At 63.6% G+C, this 16,987-nt stretch carries 14 protein-coding genes; 10 read left to right on the top strand and 4 right to left on the bottom strand.

The genetic code is table 11. From position 1 onward, the window contains the following. Nucleotides 1-220: 220 nt before the first annotated feature. Nucleotides 221-610, bottom strand: a complete 390-nt coding sequence (locus QCE63_RS14430; protein WP_309833906.1) for a nuclear transport factor 2 family protein — start codon at nt 608-610, stop codon at nt 221-223. 31 nt (nt 611-641) lie between these two features. After that, a complete protein-coding gene (locus QCE63_RS14425) occupies nt 642-1,991 on the bottom strand; it encodes an FAD-binding oxidoreductase (protein ID WP_309835459.1) in 1,350 nt (449 codons plus the stop codon). Nucleotides 1,992-2,310: 319 nt separating this feature from the next. Between QCE63_RS14425 and QCE63_RS14420 the strand changes: the two genes are divergently transcribed. From QCE63_RS14420 to QCE63_RS14405, 4 genes are read left to right on the top strand one after another with little or no spacing between them, the layout of a single operon-like run. Next, nucleotides 2,311-2,520, top strand: coding sequence for a DUF3311 domain-containing protein (locus QCE63_RS14420; RefSeq protein ID WP_309833905.1), 210 nt, complete (start codon nt 2,311-2,313; stop codon nt 2,518-2,520). Nucleotides 2,521-2,534: 14 nt separating this feature from the next. Further along, nucleotides 2,535-3,938, top strand: coding sequence for a sodium:solute symporter family protein (locus QCE63_RS14415; protein ID WP_309833903.1), 1,404 nt, complete (start codon nt 2,535-2,537; stop codon nt 3,936-3,938). Further along, nucleotides 3,935-5,593 carry an amidohydrolase gene (locus tag QCE63_RS14410; RefSeq protein ID WP_309833902.1) on the top strand — a complete coding sequence of 553 codons (1,659 nt, stop codon included), beginning with the start codon at nt 3,935-3,937 and terminating at the stop codon, nt 5,591-5,593. Before QCE63_RS14415 ends, QCE63_RS14410 begins: the two co-directional genes overlap by 4 nt. Further along, nucleotides 5,590-6,558 carry a GTP-binding protein gene (locus QCE63_RS14405; RefSeq protein ID WP_309833901.1) on the top strand — a complete coding sequence of 323 codons (969 nt, stop codon included), beginning with the start codon at nt 5,590-5,592 and terminating at the stop codon, nt 6,556-6,558. The genes QCE63_RS14410 and QCE63_RS14405 overlap by 4 nt, the downstream gene beginning before the upstream one ends. Here the strand turns inward: QCE63_RS14405 and QCE63_RS14400 are convergent. Together QCE63_RS14400 and QCE63_RS14395 are read right to left on the bottom strand one after the other, a co-directional pair. After that, a complete protein-coding gene (locus QCE63_RS14400) occupies nt 6,481-8,226 on the bottom strand; it encodes a cobaltochelatase CobT-related protein (protein ID WP_309833899.1) in 1,746 nt (581 codons plus the stop codon). The two genes, QCE63_RS14405 and QCE63_RS14400, sit on opposite strands and share 78 nt — an antisense overlap. Further along, nucleotides 8,223-9,209, bottom strand: a complete 987-nt coding sequence (locus QCE63_RS14395; RefSeq protein ID WP_309833898.1) for an AAA family ATPase — start codon at nt 9,207-9,209, stop codon at nt 8,223-8,225. Before QCE63_RS14395 ends, QCE63_RS14400 begins: the two co-directional genes overlap by 4 nt. A 161-nt stretch (nt 9,210-9,370) precedes the next feature. Here QCE63_RS14395 and QCE63_RS14390 point away from each other — a divergent pair, with 161 nt between their 5' ends. From QCE63_RS14390 to QCE63_RS14365, 6 genes are all read left to right on the top strand, one after another. Further along, nucleotides 9,371-10,123: an IclR family transcriptional regulator gene (locus QCE63_RS14390; protein WP_309833896.1), complete on the top strand. Its 753-nt coding sequence runs from the start codon at nt 9,371-9,373 to the stop codon at nt 10,121-10,123. A gap of 115 nt (nt 10,124-10,238) precedes the next feature. Further along, entirely contained in the window at nt 10,239-11,087 is an 849-nt protein-coding gene (locus QCE63_RS14385) for an IclR family transcriptional regulator (RefSeq protein WP_309833895.1), read from the top strand. A gap of 215 nt (nt 11,088-11,302) precedes the next feature. Next, the gene (gene xsc / locus QCE63_RS14380) at nt 11,303-13,144 is read left to right on the top strand and encodes a sulfoacetaldehyde acetyltransferase (protein WP_309833894.1); all 1,842 of its coding nucleotides are present in this window, start codon (nt 11,303-11,305) and stop codon (nt 13,142-13,144) included. Nucleotides 13,145-13,211: 67 nt separating this feature from the next. Then, nucleotides 13,212-14,225 (top strand): phosphate acetyltransferase, encoded by a 1,014-nt coding sequence (gene pta, locus QCE63_RS14375; protein ID WP_309833893.1) that lies wholly within the window; start codon nt 13,212-13,214, stop codon nt 14,223-14,225. 6 nt (nt 14,226-14,231) lie between these two features. Further along, entirely contained in the window at nt 14,232-15,062 is an 831-nt protein-coding gene (locus QCE63_RS14370) for an IclR family transcriptional regulator (protein ID WP_309833891.1), read from the top strand. A 218-nt stretch (nt 15,063-15,280) separates the two neighbouring features. Next, nucleotides 15,281-16,954 (top strand): choline dehydrogenase, encoded by a 1,674-nt coding sequence (locus QCE63_RS14365; protein WP_309833889.1) that lies wholly within the window; start codon nt 15,281-15,283, stop codon nt 16,952-16,954. Nucleotides 16,955-16,987: the final 33 nt, after the last annotated feature.

Raw genomic sequence — 16,987 nt, 5'->3', positions numbered from 1 at the left:
GCCGACGAATAGTCCGGCGCCAATGACGCCTCCCAACGCGATCATCGTCATGTGGCGCTGCTTGAGGCCACATTTGAGATCGCCTTTGTCCGTGCTCGAGTGCATTCCGTCTCCTGATTTGCTGTGATCTGCCTGCGTCAAATCGCGTCTCGCCGGCCGGTACGTTGCCGATCGGTCGAGACCTCTCCCTGCGTCACGCGATGCCGGTCTGCGTCATGTTTCAGAGCGCGGGCCGGTCCTTGCGGAAGGCGTTTTTCACTGCGATCTTGCCGTCGCGGAAGGTGAAGACGTCCACCATGCGCGCTTCGATACGCGAGCCGTCCGCCTTCGTGCCGCGAAACGTCGATTCCGACACGCCGCGCTCGCCGCTGACGAAATGCTCGCCTTCCTTCCACGAAGCATCCGGGCAGGTTTCCCAGGCGAGCGTAAAGCCCTTGCGTACTTGCTCGCGACCGCTGAAGGTGCGGCCCAGGAGGTCGGGCCCGGCCACGCCGTGAAATTCGCAGCGCTCCGCCATGCAGTCCATCAGCGCGTCGATGTCGTGGCGGTTCCAGGCATCGTTGAACGTCTCCAGCAAGCGGAGATAGTCGTGATTCGTCTGAGTGCTCATATGTCGTTCGTGTTCAGGGTTTCAAAAGGGGTTAGCGCTTCTCGTCCTGCGCCAGGTACTTGTGATACAGAAAGCGTTGCCCGACCCGGCGGAACGGCGCAAAGCCCTTCCAGCGCACCATGTTCAACACGTTCGGGTATTCGAGTGCGGATTCGTAGATCGGCAGGTCGTCGCGGCTGCGCTGCCACTTGCCGGCCACGCGCTCCGCGAGGCGGCGGCCCGCGTGCGCCGAGAACGACACGCCATTGCCGCCATAGCCCACCGCATAGAACAGACTCTGCTGCGGATCGGGCTGCGCGACGCGCGGCATCATGTCGTGGCTCACGTCCACCCAGCCCCACCACGAATAATCGACACGTATGCCGCGCAAGGCCGGGAACTTGCGATGCAGCCCTTCCACCAGCACCTCCATGTGCCGGGGATTGGCGGCATCGGCGCCCGTGATCGCGCTGCGGCTGCCGATCTGCAAACGGTCGTCCGGCAACAGGCGGTAGTAGAAGCGCAGCGTGCGCGTGTCGGTGATGACTTCGCGTGTCTTGAAGCCGGTCGCCGCGAGCTCCTGCTGCGTCAGCGGACGCGTGACCAGCGAGTTCGACAGGATCGGCATGATCTTCGCGTTCAACGCGCGATGCATGTCGTTGCGCGTATAACCGCCGGTCGCGAACGCGACGGCCTTGGCACGGATCACGCCGCGCGGCGTGCGCACGTGATGCACGCCGCGAATCGTCTCGACGTCCAGCACCGGCGTGCCCGGATGCACCTTCACCCCGAGCGAGCGCGCCATGCGCAGATAACCGAACGCCAGCTTGAGCGGATGCACGCCGATGCCGTCCGGTTCATGCAGCGCGCCGCAGCTTTCCTGGTCGTCGACATAGGATTGCGCCACATCCTGTGCGCTCAGCATGCGTGCGTCGTAGCCGAACACGTCGCGCATCACCTTGCATTCGTTGCTGAGAAACTCGAGCTTGCGCTCACGATGCGCGATATACAGATGGCCGCCCGGCTGCGGGTCGCACGCAAATTCACTCACCAGATTGCGGAACGTATCGAAGCCTTCGCGGATCTCCGCATCGAGCTTGAGCGCCGTCTGCTTGCCCCAACGCTCGATCCACTGCGAACGATACAGCCGCCCGCTCGCGTTCTGGCCTTGCCCTCCATTGCGGCTCGTGCAGCCCCACGCGGTGCGGTTCGCATCGACGACGGTGGCGCGGATGCCGTGCTCACGGGCGAGGAACAGCGCCGTGGACAGCCCGGTGAAGCCCGCGCCGACGATCAGCACGTCCACGTCGGCATCGCCGGGCAAGGGTCCGTCGTCCTCGGGCGGCGTGCCCGCCGTGGCGACCCAGTAGGTCGGCGCATAGTCCATGGCCTCGCGCTTCATCGGCGAGACGAGCGGGTCGTAGAGCGGATCGTATGGGGCGCACGCGCCGCCCTGGGCCGGCGCAACGAATTCGAGAGTAGCCACCGATAACTCCTTGGAAAGTGGCTTCATGTTGCACCGAACGTCCTGCGCGGCTTAGTGCCAGCCAAAAAACTTCGTTGGTGCCAGGGGCGGCCTGCCCGGCGGGCCTGCTGGACCAAGCGATTGCCCCGCTCTGGCACTACGAGGAGCCATTTTTGTCTGGTCATACTGCACCGCATTCCTTTCTCTTCCGCGCGCTGCACATCTTGCGCGGGCCAATGATCATACGGAGTGGACCATGCTCAAAGTCCTGATCGGACTCGTTTTGCCGTTCGTCGGCGTGATCGGCATGCTGCCGTGGGCGGCATCGAACGATATTTATGTGTTCGGCATTCCATTTATTTATGCATGGATTTTCGGCTGGTTTGTAGCGACTTCGGTCTGCCTGCAACTCTGCTGGGTCCTGTTCGACAAAAAAACGGAACGGCGCGAAGCGCACGGCGCATAAAGGAGAGAACCGACATGGCTTCCACCGTATTTCTCGGTTTCATTGCACTGTCGATCTGGCTCGCCTTGCGTGCAGGCAAGGGACGCGGCTCGCAAAGCGTGCATGACTTCTTCGTCGCATCGCGGCAATTTGGCGCGTGGCTGGTGTTCTTTCTCGCTGCGGGCGAGATCTACAGCATCGGTACGATGGTGGGCTTTCCCGGCGGCATCTACGCCAAGGGGCCGACCTATGGCGTCTGGTTCCTGGGCTACATCCTGCTCGCCTACCCCATCGGATATTTCATCGGCCCGAAGATCTGGGAAGCGGGCCAGCGCCACAACGCCATCACGCTGCCCGATCTCTTCAAAGGTCATTTCAGCAGCCGTGCGCTCGAACTGATCGTCGCCGTTTCATCGCTGATCTTCCTGCTGCCCTGGGGACAGCTGCAGTTCACGGGTCTCGTCGCGGCGCTGAAAGGACTGGGATGGAACCTGAATCCGGTCTTCCTCATCATGATCTCGGCGCTGCTCGCGTTCACGTACATCGCCATCGCGGGCGTGCGGGCATCGGCGTACATTGCGATCCTGAAAGACCTGCTGATGGTGGCCGCCATCGTCATCACGGGTCTCGCCGTGGCGTGGGAAGCCGGCGTCGAACCGGTGTTCAGGGCAGCCAGCCAGCATGTGTCGAATGCGATGAACGCGCATCAGCTGACCTTCTCGATGAGCACCATGCTGTTTCAGTCGCTCGGCTTCTACGTGATGCCCTTCGCGATCCAGAACTTCTTCACCGCGAAGAGCGGCAACACCATTCGCCGCTCGCAAGTGGTCATGCCGCTGTACATGCTGATGTATCCGTTCCTCGTGGTCGCGTCGTATTACGCGATTGCGCAGAACGTGCCGCTGGGCTCGCCGAACGAGGCGTTCTTCACCGCGGTCGTGCATCTGCTGCCGTCGTGGCTCGTCGGGCTGGTTGCGGCAGGGGCTTCGCTGTCGGGCCTGCTCGTGCTCGCGGGCATCTGTCTCGCCATCGGCCCGGTGGTCACGCGCAACCTGCTGCCCAACATGCCCGAGACGCGCCAGAAGGCAAGCGCCAAGGTGGTGATCGGCCTGTATCTGCTGCTGTCCATCGGCATGACGCTCGCGACGCCGAACCTGATGCTCACCCTCATCAACATGACCTACTACGGCGTCACGCAGTTCTTTCCCGGCGTGATCGCGATCATCTTCGGCCTGCGCGTCGGCGCGCGCGCGATTGCTTCGGGCATGCTCGTGGGACAGGTTCTCGCGGTCGTCCTGTATGTGCTGCAAGTCGATATCGCGGGCCTGAACCTCGGCCTCATCTGTCTGGCCGTCAACGTGCTGGTCGTGTTCCTCGCGAATCCGAGCGCGGGCCGCAAACACGTACACGCCGATCTGATCCACTCGAACGACTCATGACCCAGAACTCAATCGATACCCACGCGGTGAAGGTGTTCGCCGCCCGCAAGATCCTGACCATGAATCCGCGCCAGCCGGTTGCGACGCACGTTGCCATTCGCGAGGGCAGGATTCTGTCGGTCGGCACCCTCGACGAGATCCGCCAGTGGACCGACGCCAAGCCCGACACGACCTTCGCCGACAAGGTGCTCATGCCGGGTCTCGTCGAAGGCCATTCGCACCTGATGGAAGGCGCGATGTGGAGCGCGGTCTATGTCGGCTACTACGAGCGCCGCGGCCCCGACGGCACGCGCTGGCCGGGCCTGCAATCGCTCGATGCGGTGATCGCGCGCTTGCAGGAAGCGCAACGCGCGCTGGACAGCACGGACGCGCCGCTGCTTGCCTGGGGCTTCGATCCGATCTTCTTCGGCAGCGAGCGGCTCACCGTGACGCAGCTCGATAAGGTATCAGCTACGCGGCCCGTCGCTGTCCTGCATGCGAGCGTGCATCTGATGAACGTGAATTCGCCGATGCTCGAACTCGCGGGCATTGACGAAGACACGGATGTCGACGGCATCGTGAAAGACGGCGAAGGCCGCCCGACCGGCGAACTGCAGGAGTTCGCGGCCATGTTCCCGGTGTATCGCGTGATCGGGCCGAAGCTTTCGATCTCCGCGAGCGACAATCCTGAAGCGATCCGCGCCTTCGGCAAGGTCGCGCAGCTCGCGGGCGTGACGACGGCTACCGACCTGCTCAACGACCTCTCCGACACGGGCATGCGCAATCTCGTCGAAGTCACGCACGATGCGCGCTTCCCGATCCGCCTGGTGCCCGCGTTCGGTCCACAACGCAATCCGGAAGGCGGTCCGGAGCGCGTGCTCGAAGCGATAAAACTCAATGCTGACAAGCTGCGCTTCGGTCCGGTGAAATTCATCGTCGATGGTTCGATACAAGGCTATACCGCGCGGCTACGCTGGCCGGGCTATGTGAACGGCCATGCCAACGGCCTGTGGCTGATTCCGCCCGAGCAGTTTGTCGAGACCTTCCTGCCCTACCATCTCGCCGGTTTGCAACTGCATATCCATACGAACGGCGACGAGGCCACCGAGCTCGTGCTCGATGCCATCGAAACGATTCTGGCGCGGCATCCGCGCATGGATCACCGGCATACCTTGCAGCATTGCCAGATGGCCGATGCGCGGCAACTCGCGCGCGCCGCGCGTCTCGGCATGTGCGTGAATTTTTTCTCGAACCATATCTACTACTGGGGCGACGCGCATTACGCGCAGACCATGGGCGCCGATCGCGCGAACCGCATGAACGCGGCTGCCACGGCTCAATCGCTCGGCATCACGTTCGGCATGCATTCGGACGCGCCGATCACGCAGCTCAACCCGCTGTTCACCGCATGGTGCGCGGTGCAGCGCAAGACGGCGTCGGGGCGCGTGCTGGGCGAAGCGGAGCGGCTGAGCGTGCCTGATGCATTGCGCGCAATCACGCTCGGCGCGGCGCATACCATCGGCATGGACGATGTGGTCGGCAGTATCGAAGTGGGCAAGTTCGCGGACTTCGCGGTGCTCGATGAAGATCCGCACGAGGTGCCTGCTGAACGTCTCGGTCAGTTGCATGTATGGGGCACGATTCTCGGCGGCCGCGTGTTCGAGGCGCCGGCATGAAGCCGCCCATTCCGCTGGCCGTCATCGGCGGCTATCTAGGCGCGGGCAAGACCACGATGATCAACGCGCTGCTGACCAACACCGAAGGCCGCCGCATCACGGTACTGGTCAACGACTTCGGCGCCATCAACATCGATGCCGCATTGATCCGTGAGCGCAGCGACGACGTGATAGGACTGGAGAACGGCTGCGTCTGCTGTTCGATCGGCGGCAAGCTGATGGAGACCTTGATCGAGATCAGCGCGCGCGAGACACGACCCGATCTGCTCGTGATAGAAGCGAGCGGCGTGTCGGACCCGTTGCGCATCGCGCAGGTCGGCATGCTGGATCGCGCGTTTCGTCTGCAAGGCATCGTGGTGGCGGTGGATGCGCAACATATCGACGAGACGCTGGCCAATGCGTATGTGGGCGAGATGGCGCGGCAGCAGATCGCGACGGCGACGGCCATCGTGCTGACCAGGACCGATCTGCTCGATGACGATAGCGCGCAGCGTGCGCGAGCGCGAGTGCTGGAGATGGCGCACACGCGCATCGTGTTCGAGGGCGATCAGGGCAAGGTCCCTGGCGCGCTGTTTTTCAGCGATACGGCGGCATCGTCTCCGCGTGGATTTTCGCGGTCCATCATGTCGATGCATCAACTTCCGGCTGGCCTGCGCAGCGTGACGTTCCGTTCAGGTGAACGCTTCGACAAGCGCGCAGTGAAGGCCGCGTGTCTGTCCTTCTCCAGCAGGCTACTGCGGGCCAAGGGCTTCGCCCGCCTCGCCGATGGCTCGTGCATCGAGCTGCATGTCGTCGGCGCGCGCTGGCATGCCACGCCATGCCACGATGTTGTGCATACTGAGATCGTCTTCATCGGCATGATCGAGGACGAAGAGGTACAGCGCGCGTTAGCTGCTGCGCCTGCGCCGCGCGCCGAGCCAGCCTGCCAGCTTCGCGAAGAGTGTCATGTCAGGCGCCACGGATAGATCCACGCCAAAACTGTGCCGATAGTACGGGCTCAGATCGAGTCCGACGCCGAGGCCCAGCACCTCCACGCCTTGCAACGCCTCGTGACGCTCGACCACTTCGCGCAGGTGCTGGTCGAGGTAATGGGCGTCGTTGGCTTGCGCGGTCGCGCTGTCCATCGGGCTGCCATCGGATACGACGACCAGGATGCGCCGTGGCTCGTTACGCGCGAGCAAGCGCCCGCACGCCCAGTCCACCGCCTCGCCGTCGATGCCTTCGCGAAACAGATCCGCCTTGAACAGCGCAGCGATGTCACCGCGCGCGGCACGCCAACCCGCATCGCCTTCCTTGAAGATCATGTGGCACGCTTCGTTGAGCCGTCCCGGCGTGCGTGGACGTCCCTGCGCCAGCCAGTCGAGCTTCGCGCGTCCGCCGTTCCATGCGCCTGTTGTGAAGCCCAGCACTTCAGTCGTGACGCCCGCCATGCCCAGCGCACGCACGAGCACGTCGATCATTACCGTGACAGGTTCGATACTCGCCTTCATCGAACCCGAGCAGTCGATCAGGAAGCTCACCGCGCAATTCGCCGTGGGCGTGTCACGTTCGCGCCTGAACACGCGACGTTCATCGGGTGAAGCAATCACCTGCGCCAGACGCCTGCCGTCGATGCGTCCTTCCTCTTCCCCGAACGACCAGCCGTCGCGATGCGGCACGGCGATTGACGCCTGCAACATGCGTGCGAGGCGCGCTACGTTGATATGGCGTGCGGCGATCAGGTCGTCGAGACGCTCGCGATATTCGCGCAGCAACGCGGCGCGAATCAGCGTGGCGGGCCGGATGGTCTTGTCGTAGCGCGTCGTGAAGATGCGATAGCCATCGCCCGATGCATCGCGCGCGCTGCTGGCGCCGCTCGCGGCAAGCGCGAGCCGTTCCGCCTCGCCTTCTTCGTCGTCGATGTCGAACCAGGTGCCGAGCATCGTGCGCGCTGCCTCTTCTTCGGTTTCATCGGCCGAAGTGTGATTCTCGACGAACGCATGACGCACGTCGCGCACCATCTCGCCGATGCAGCTTGCAATGGCAAGGGCATGCTTCGCATAGGCGCGCTGATCGGCGTAGTCACGGCGCAAGCCCGCCAATGCGACGCCAAGCAAAGGCGCGAGCGCGCCACGCGTCACCTCGATCAGCCCTTCGGTCTGTTCGAGGACCGCAAAGCCCGACAGACGCGACTCGGCAATTTGCGCGACCGTATAGATCAGCAGACCGATATCGCTGTCCAGCAAGCCGCCTTCGTAACAAGCAAGCGACCACGTTTCGAAGCGATGCCGCACATTGCGCCGCACGCCCGTCATGCCGTCCGGCACGCGCGCTTCGCAGCGCAGTTGTTCGAGCAGGTCGAAGACCATGCGGGCGACGGGTTCTTCCGGTGCGAGACGGTCATGCAACTCCGCATCCGAATACACGATGCGCAGCGCGGAGGCATCCGCCGCGCCGCGTGTGGAATCGAGATCGTCCGCTTCCCTGGCATCGCCACGCAGATGCGGTGCGTGCAGCGGCACCGGCCGCAGATGCCTGAACAGACGTCCGCCGCGATAGTGCAGCGTGCCGTCGCCGGTCAGCGCACGCACGGTCGCCGCGCACAGCGCGTCACGTCGCGTGAGTTCGCGCGCGTCGTTTTGCACCGCGTTCATTTGCTGCGCTCGTCATGCCACTGCGACGGCGTTTCCAATTCCTCGCCGAATGCGCGCTGAAAATATTCCGCGACGACCGGTCGTTCCGCTTCGTCGCATTTGTTCAGGAAAGTGAGACGCAACGCGAGCTTCACGTCGTGAAACAGCTCGCAGTTCTCCGCCCAGTTGATGACGGTGCGCGGCGACATCAGCGTCGACAGGTCGCCGGCCTGGAAGCCGCGCCGCGTCAGACCCGCCATGCTGACCATCGAAGCGACGAGCGCACGGCCCCGTTCGTCATCGAGTTGCGGCACGCGCGCCAGCACGATGCGCGTTTCTTCGTTGCGCGACAGATAGTCGAGCGTGGCGACCACGTTCCAGCGGTCGATCTGCGCGTGGTTGAGCATCTGGGTGCCGTGGTACATCCCGTTCAGGTTTCCGAGACCCACGGTATTGGTTGTCGCGAACAGACGAAAAAAAGGATGCGGCTGAATCACACGATTCTGATCGAGCAGCGTGAAGCTGCCCTCGCGTTCCAGAATCCGCTGGATCACGAACATCACGTCGGGACGGCCCGCGTCGTATTCGTCGAAGACCAGCGCCACGGGCCGCTGCAACGCCCACGGCACGATGCCTTCCTGAAACTCGGTGACCTGCACGTCGTCGCGGACCACGATCGCGTCCTTGCCGACCAGATCGAGCCGGCTCACGTGACCGTCGAGATTGACGCGCATGCACGGCCAGTTGAGACGCGCCGCGATTTGTTCGATATGTGTCGACTTGCCCGTGCCGTGCAGGCCTTGCACCATCACGCGCCGGTTGAACGCGAACCCCGCGAGAATCGCGAGCGTGACTTCAGGATTAAACCGGTACGCATGATCGATTTCCGGAACATGCGGGTCACGGGCGCTGAAAGCGGACACCAGCAGGTCCGAGTCGATGCCGAACAGCGTGCGCACCGGCACGCGCTGGTCCGGTTCTTCCATCCACGTATCGCGCATCATGGTGCCTGCCTCCGTGCTTGCCGCCGTTTTCGAGCGACCATCATAGCTTCAATTGTTTTTCGGAACAAATCATTTCGTTTACTTATAGCCATTTGGCCGATGGCGGCGGGACAGAGGCCCCAATTACAATAATGTCGAACGAAATCAAACGGAAAACGCCGATGGACAAGCCCGACACGCCCACACTGCGCGCCTTCGCGCTACTCGAATATCTCGTGCAGGCGGGCAATCCCGTGTCGCTCACGGACATGGCCGAGGACATGGGCATGCCCAAGCCTTCGCTGCACCGCATGCTGGCTTCGCTCGAGGCCGGCGGTCTGGTGATCCGCGAGCCGGGCGACCGGAATGCCTATGTGGTGGGCCCGCGTCTGGCACAACTGGGTCTCAGCGTGATGACGCACGCGGGTGCGCGGCGGCTGCGCCACGCCATTCTCACGCGGCTCGTTGCCGATCTCGGCGAAACCTGCAATCTCACAATGCTGCACGAGAACGAGGTGCTGTATCTGGACCGCGTCGAGGCGCCCTGGCCGCTGCGGCTGGACCTCAGGCCTGGATCGCACGTGCCGGTGTGGTGCAGCGCCAGTGGCAAGCTGCTGCTCGCCATGCTGCCGCGCGAGGAGCGCAACGCGCTGGTGCGCGCGATGAAACTCGAACGCTTCACGGCCAACACCATCACGGATACCGAGATGCTCGAAGCGGAACTCGACCGCACCGCAAGGAAGGGCGTCGCCATAGACAACGAGGAGTTCGTGCAGGGCATCGTGTGCGCGGCAGCGCCGATCGTCGATATGTATGGGTCGTGTATTGCGGCTATCGCGGTGCATGCGCCGGTGTCGCGCTCGCCACTTTCGCGCGTACTGGAGATGCTGCCGCGCCTGAAGGAAGCCGCCGAAGACCTGAAAAAGACGTTCTGAGACCTTCATAGATCCAAATAAAAACGCAACCGAACGTTCCGAAAAATGTAGCGCGTGACGCGGGAACCGGCGTAGAGTACCCGTAATCCGAAACCAATCGTTCCGATTCCGGTACATGCGCGACGTCACTCATCTCGATCCCGCCGACCTCGCCGGCGACGAAGCACGGACGCTTCGTCCGCTCGCGGTGCTCGAACAACTCGCCTCTGCTGGCCAGCCTTACACGCTGTCCCAGCTTGCCGCCCGCGTGCGGATTCCCAAGGCAACCCTGTTGCGCCTCGTCGAGGCGCTGGAGTCGCAGGGCTACGTCACTCACATGCCCGATTCGCGCGGCACCGACCGCGGCATCGCGCTCGGCCCGCGCGCCGCCCAGCTCGCACTGGCGACGCTCGCCAACAATTCGTTCACGCGGGCGTGCCGTTCGCTGCTGCGCTCGCTCGTCGACGCGATCGGCGAGAGTTGCAACCTCACCGCGCTGGACGGGGATACCGTGCTCTATATCGAGCGCGTCGAAACGCCCGAGCCGCTGCGCCTGCACATGCAGGCCGGCATGCGCGTGCCGCTCCACTGCACCGCCAGCGGCAAGCTGTTCCTGTCGCACATGCCGCTTGCCGAGCGCCGCCAGATACTCGGCCGCCTCACACTGACACGAAGGACCCATCGCACGCTCACGGACCCGGCATTGCTCGAGGCCGAACTCGACCGGCTGGCCGCGCGCCGCCTCGGTATCGACAACGAGGAGTTCGTCCTCGGCATGGTGGCCGTGGCAGTACCCATCACGGACGCTGTCACGGGGCGCGTGCTGGCATGCCTCGCCGCCCATGCGCCGACCGCGCGCGCCAATCTCAACGATCTGCTGAAAGCCGTGCCGCAACTTCGCGAGACGGCCGAGAAGCTCGCGACGCTGATCGATACATCCGAAGGCTTGACGCTCATGGCGCGGCAGCGCCAGGCTGCGCGCTAGCCCATCCCCCGCGCTCCAATGTGCCATCGAGGTCCGCCGCACAACGCGCGCGGCGCCGGATGCTTTTATTCGTTGCAACTCGTTCGAATTTTTTTGAGACGATTCATTCCATTTATTTGAAAAACCGGTTGACGTGCGGATCGGCCAGTCCTACGATGTCTCCACGATACACATTCCGGAACCAAACGTTCCGTTTTTCATTCGGAGACATTCTCATGAGCGAGCACGACCAAGCCCGTCCTTCCAAGACCACCCTCGCCGCGAACACGGCGCCGAGCGGTCCGCAGGCGATGACCCCTTCGGAAGCCTTCGTCGAAACGCTCGCTGCCAATGGCGTGACGGAAATGTTCGGCATCATGGGATCGGCCTTCATGGACGCGATGGACATCTTCGCGCCGGCCGGCATCCGTCTGATTCCGGTCGTGCACGAGCAAGGCGCGGGTCACATGGCCGACGGCTATTCGCGTGTGTCGGGCCGTCACGGCGTCGTGATCGGCCAGAACGGACCGGGCATCAGCAACTGCGTGACAGCCATTGCGGCGGCCTACTGGGCGCATAGCCCGGTGGTGATCGTCACGCCGGAAGCCGGAACGATGGGTATCGGTCTCGGCGGCTTCCAGGAAGCCAAGCAACTGCCGATGTTCCAGGAGTTCACCAAATACCAGGGCCACGTCACGCATCCGGCGCGCATGGCCGAATACACCGCGCGCTGCTTCGACCGCGCGATGTCCGAGATGGGGCCGACCCAGCTCAACATTCCGCGTGACTACTTCTATGGCGAAGTGAAGGTCGAGATTCCGAAGCCGCAGCGCCTCGATCGCGGCCCCGGCGGGGACCAGAGCCTCAACGAAGCGGCGGATCTGCTGGCCGAAGCCAAATTCCCGGTCATCATTTCGGGTGGCGGCGTGGTGATGTCCGACGCCATCGAGGAATGCAAGGCGCTCGCGGAACGCCTCGGCGCACCGGTCGTGAACAGCTACCTGCACAACGACTCGTTCCCGGCGAAGCATCCGCTGTGGTGCGGCCCGCTCGGCTATCAAGGCTCCAAGGCCGCGATGAAGCTGCTGAGCCAGGCCGATGTCGTGATCGCCCTGGGTTCGCGCCTTGGACCGTTCGGCACGCTGCCGCAGCATGGTCTCGATTACTGGCCGAAGGAAGCAAAGGTCATCCAGATCGATGCCGACCACAAGATGCTCGGTCTCGTGAAGAAGATTTCCGTCGGCATCTGCGGCGACGCGAAGGCCAGCGCCATTGCGCTCACGCAGCGCCTCGCCGACCGCAAGCTCGCTTCGGACGCGACGAAAGAAGCCCGCGCGAAGACCATCGCCGATGAAAAGGCCGCCTGGGAGAAGGAACTCGACGACTGGACCCATGAACGCGATGCCTACAGCCTCGACATGATCGAGGAACAGAAGGGCGAGAAGCCGTTCAGCGGCGGCCAGTTCCTGCATCCGCGCCAGGTGCTGCGCGAGCTCGAAAAGGCGATGCCGGATGACGTGATGGTTTCGACCGACATCGGCAACATCAACTCGGTGGCCAACAGCTATCTGCGCTTCAACAAGCCGCGCAGCTTCTTCGCGGCGATGAGCTGGGGCAATTGCGGCTATGCGTTCCCCACGATCATCGGTGCGAAGGTCGCGGCGCCGCATCGTCCTGCCGTGTCGTATGCGGGCGATGGTGCATGGGGCATGAGCCTGATGGAAACCATGACCTGCGTGCGTCATAACATTCCCGTGACGGCCGTGGTGTTCCATAACCGTCAGTGGGGCGCGGAGAAGAAGAATCAGGTGGACTTCTACAACCGCCGCTTCGTGGCAGGCGAACTCGACAACCAGAGCTTCGCCGAGATCGCGAAGGCGATGGGCGCGGAAGGCATCGTCGTCGACAAGCTGGAAGATGTGGGCCCGGCGCTGAAGAAGGCCATCGATCTGCAGATGAATCACGGCAAGACGACGATCATCGAGATCATGTGTACGCGCGAACTCGGTGACCCGTTCCGTCGCGATGCGCTCTCGAAGCCCGTGCGCATGCTCGACAAGTACAAAGACTACGTCTAAGTCCTTCGCCACGCCGCCCTGCACCCACGGGGCGGCGTTTTTCTTTTGCATCTCACCGAGCGCCCCCATGAAAGCCATGCATCGCATCATCGATCAGGCTCGCGACCTGCCGATGCGCATCGTGCTCTCCGAAGCCGAGGACCTGCGCGTGTTGCAGGCCGCCCAGCGCGCGCATCGGGAGGGCATCGCGCGCATCGTGCTCGTCGGTGCGAGATCGCGCGCGCATCAGATCGCCGATGAAGCGAACATCGACCTCGACGGCATCGAGCTGATCGATCCACGCGAATCATCGCTGACGCAGCGCTTTGCTGAAACGCTGTTCGCGTTGCGTGAAAAGAAAGGCATGACGGCCGATGCAGCGCGCGCCGCCGTGCTCGATCCGCTGTGCTTCGCCAACCTGATGGTGCGGCTCGGCGAAGCGGACGGTTCCGTCTCCGGCGCGGTCAACACGACCGCCGACGTCGTGCGCAACGCCATCCAGATCATCGGCGTGCGGCCGTCCTTCAAGCTCGTGTCGAGCTTCTTCCTGATGATGTTGTGCGAGCCTTTCCATACGATGAAAGGCGGCCTGATTTTTTCGGACTGCGCGCTCGTCGTGCAGCCGGACGCGGAGCAGCTCGCCGAGATCGCCATGGCGGCCGCCGACAGCGCCCGCAGTCTGCTGATGGAAGACCCGCGCGTCGCGATGCTGTCGTTCTCCACGAGCGGCAGCGCGCATCATGCGGCCGTGGACAAGGTCATCGAGGCGACCCGGCGCGTGCAGGAAGCGCGCCCCGACCTCGCCATCGACGGCGACGTGCAGCTCGACGCCGCCATCGTCGCGGAGATTGCCCTGCGCAAGGTGCATCACTCGCGCGTGGAGGGACATGCGAACACGCTGATTTTCCCGAGTCTCGAAGCGGGCAACATCGGCTATAAGCTGGCTGAGCGCATTGGCGGCGCGAAGGCCATCGGTCCGCTGCTGCAAGGGCTTGCAAAGCCCGCCAACGACCTCTCGCGCGGCTGCAGCGCCGACGACATCTACCACGTGATTGCCGTGACCTGCGTGCAGGCACAGGCCGCGCGGCATACGACGACGTGAGGCCGCATGGATACCCGAGTCGACACCGCCACGCCCGGCCTGACTGAAGCGGCGGACAACGCCGCGCTCAACGACACCGCTCCGCACGCACGCGCCGAGACGCCGACGCTGCGCGCCTTCAGCGTGCTCGAACATCTGGTCGCCGCACGCGGCGCGCTGTCGCTGGCGGACCTGGCGAACGCGCTCGACCAGCCCAAGGCTTCGCTGCACCGCATGTTGCAATCGCTCGAAGCGGGCGGCTTCGTCGCGCGCGAGCCGGGTCAGAAGAACGCCTATGTGGTCGGGCCACGGCTCGAACAACTGGGCGTCGATGTGATGATGCACAGCGGCGCGCGCCGCCAGCGCCACGCGATCCTGCAACGTCTCGTCGCCGATCTCGGCGAGACCTGCAACCTGAGCATGCTGCACGACACCGAAGTGCTCTATCTCGACCGCTGCGAATCCACCTGGGCGCTGCGGCTCGAACTCAAGCCCGGCTCGCATGTGCCCGCGCATTGCAGCGCGAGTGGCAAGCTGCTGCTCGCCACGATGCCGCGCGAAGAACGCGCCTCGCTCATCCGCGCGATGCGGCTGGAACGCTTTACGCCGAACACGCTCGACGAACCCAATCTGCTCGAAGCCGAGCTGGATCGCATCGCGCACAAGGGCATCGCCGTGGATAACGAGGAATTCGTGCTGGGCATCGCCTGCGTGGCCGTGCCGGTGCTCGATTCGCGCGGCAAGAGCATTGCTGCGATCGCGGTGCATGGTCCCGTGTCGCGCATGAGCCTGTCGCGCGCACTCACTTTCGTGCCGCGTCTACGGGAAGCCGCAAGCGAGCTGTCCGCTACTTTCTGATGCGCCGCATCATCACTTTTTTTCGGAATTCCGAGCAATAAAAAACGGCTTCGGGAGAACCCGAAGAGCCTCATGTTTCTGAATCGGATTCGGCACTTTCCGTTTCACTTTCGCGATCTCGCGCGCTTTTCTCTTGGCATCGCCCGCTGCTTCTTCCACATTGAACGTACAGAAACGAAACGCTTCGTTCCAGAAGAAGACTCCAGGAGACAAGTCTCATGCAGCAGGAAGTCGATTACGTCATCGTCGGAGCGGGCTCGGCGGGCTGCGTCCTCGCCAATCGCCTCAGCGCCGATCCATCCAATACCGTGCTGTTGCTCGAAGCCGGCGGTCCGGATGCAAACCCGTGGATTCATATTCCCGTCGGCTACTTCAAGACGATGCACAACCCCGAGCTGGACTGGTGCTATCGCACCGAACCGGACGACGCGGTTGCGGGCCGCAGCATCGACTGGCCGCGCGGGAAAGTGCTCGGCGGATGCAGTTCGCTGAACGGCTTGCTGTACGTGCGCGGTCAGCGCGAGGACTACGACCGCTGGGCGGAGCTCGGCAACGCCGGCTGGAGCTATCGCGACGTCCTGCCCTACTTCAGGAAATCAGAAGATCAGGAGCACGGCGCGAACGAATATCACGGCGTGGGTGGCCCGCTGAAAGTCTCGGACCTGCGCTTGCGCCGTCCTATCGCCGATCACTTCATCGCGGCCGCGCAAGAAACCGGCATCCCGTTCAACGACGACTACAACGGCGCCGTTCAGGAAGGCGTCGGCTACTTCCAGCAGACGGCCTACAGAGGCTTGCGCTGGAGCACGGCCAAAGGCTTTCTCAAGCCGGTGCGCGACCGGCGGAACCTGATCGTCCAGACGCGGGCGCAAACGCGCAAGGTGCTCTTCAAAGACCGTGAAGCGGTCGGCATCGAATATCTTCATGAGGGCGCGGTGAAGACGGTACGCGCGCGCGTCGAGGTGATCCTCGCCGCCGGGGCAATTGGTACGCCGCAGATCCTGCAGAACTCCGGCGTCGGTCCCGCCGACGTACTGGACCGCGCGGGCGTACAGGTACGTCACGCGCTGCCGGGTGTCGGCCAGAACCTGCAGGATCATCTGCAAGTACGGCTCGTCTTCAAGACCCGTGAACGCACCCTCAACGACGAAGTCAACAACCCGCTGAAGAAAGCGCTCATCGGTCTGCAATACGCGTTCTCGCGCACCGGTCCGCTCACGCTAGCGGCCAGTCAGGTCGTGATCTTCACGCGCACGTCGCCCGAACTCACGCGCCCCGACATCCAGTTCCACATGCAGCCGCTCTCCGCCGACAAACCCGGCGAAGGCGCGCATCCGTTCTCGGCATTCACGTCGTCGGTGTGTCAGTTGCGGCCTCATAGCCGAGGCAGGGTCGAGATCCGGTCGAACGATCCGTTGCAATACCCGGCCATTCACGCCAACTACCTTTCCGACGAACGCGATCATCCCGTGGTCATCGGCGGCATCAAGGTGGCGCGCCGGATCGCCGCTGCGCCTTCACTCGCCAAACACATCGTGTCGGAGTTCATTCCTGGCGCGGCCTATCAGTCTGATGCCGACCTGCTCGAAGTCGCGCGCAAGTTCAGCCAGTCCATCTATCACCCGGCCGGCACCTGCAAGATGGGCAGCGATGCGCAGGCGGTGGTCGACGAACGCCTGAAGGTGCGCGGCATCGGCCGCCTGCGCGTGGTGGATGCGTCGATCATGCCGGAGCTCGTATCGGGCAACACGAATGCGCCCGTCATCATGATCGCCGAGAAGGCGGCCGACATGATTCTCGAAGATCAGCGTTATCAGCGCGTGACGCACGTGGAGGAAGCACCCGGCGGCGTCATCGAGACGCCGATGGCCCATGCAGGACAGAGAGACTGAACACAAGTCTCGAACACACGCAGACATACGGAG

The organism is Caballeronia sp. LZ065, assembly GCF_031450975.1.
Taxonomy (GTDB): domain Bacteria; phylum Pseudomonadota; class Gammaproteobacteria; order Burkholderiales; family Burkholderiaceae; genus Caballeronia.
This window is presented reverse-complemented; position numbering and strand designations above follow the sequence as displayed.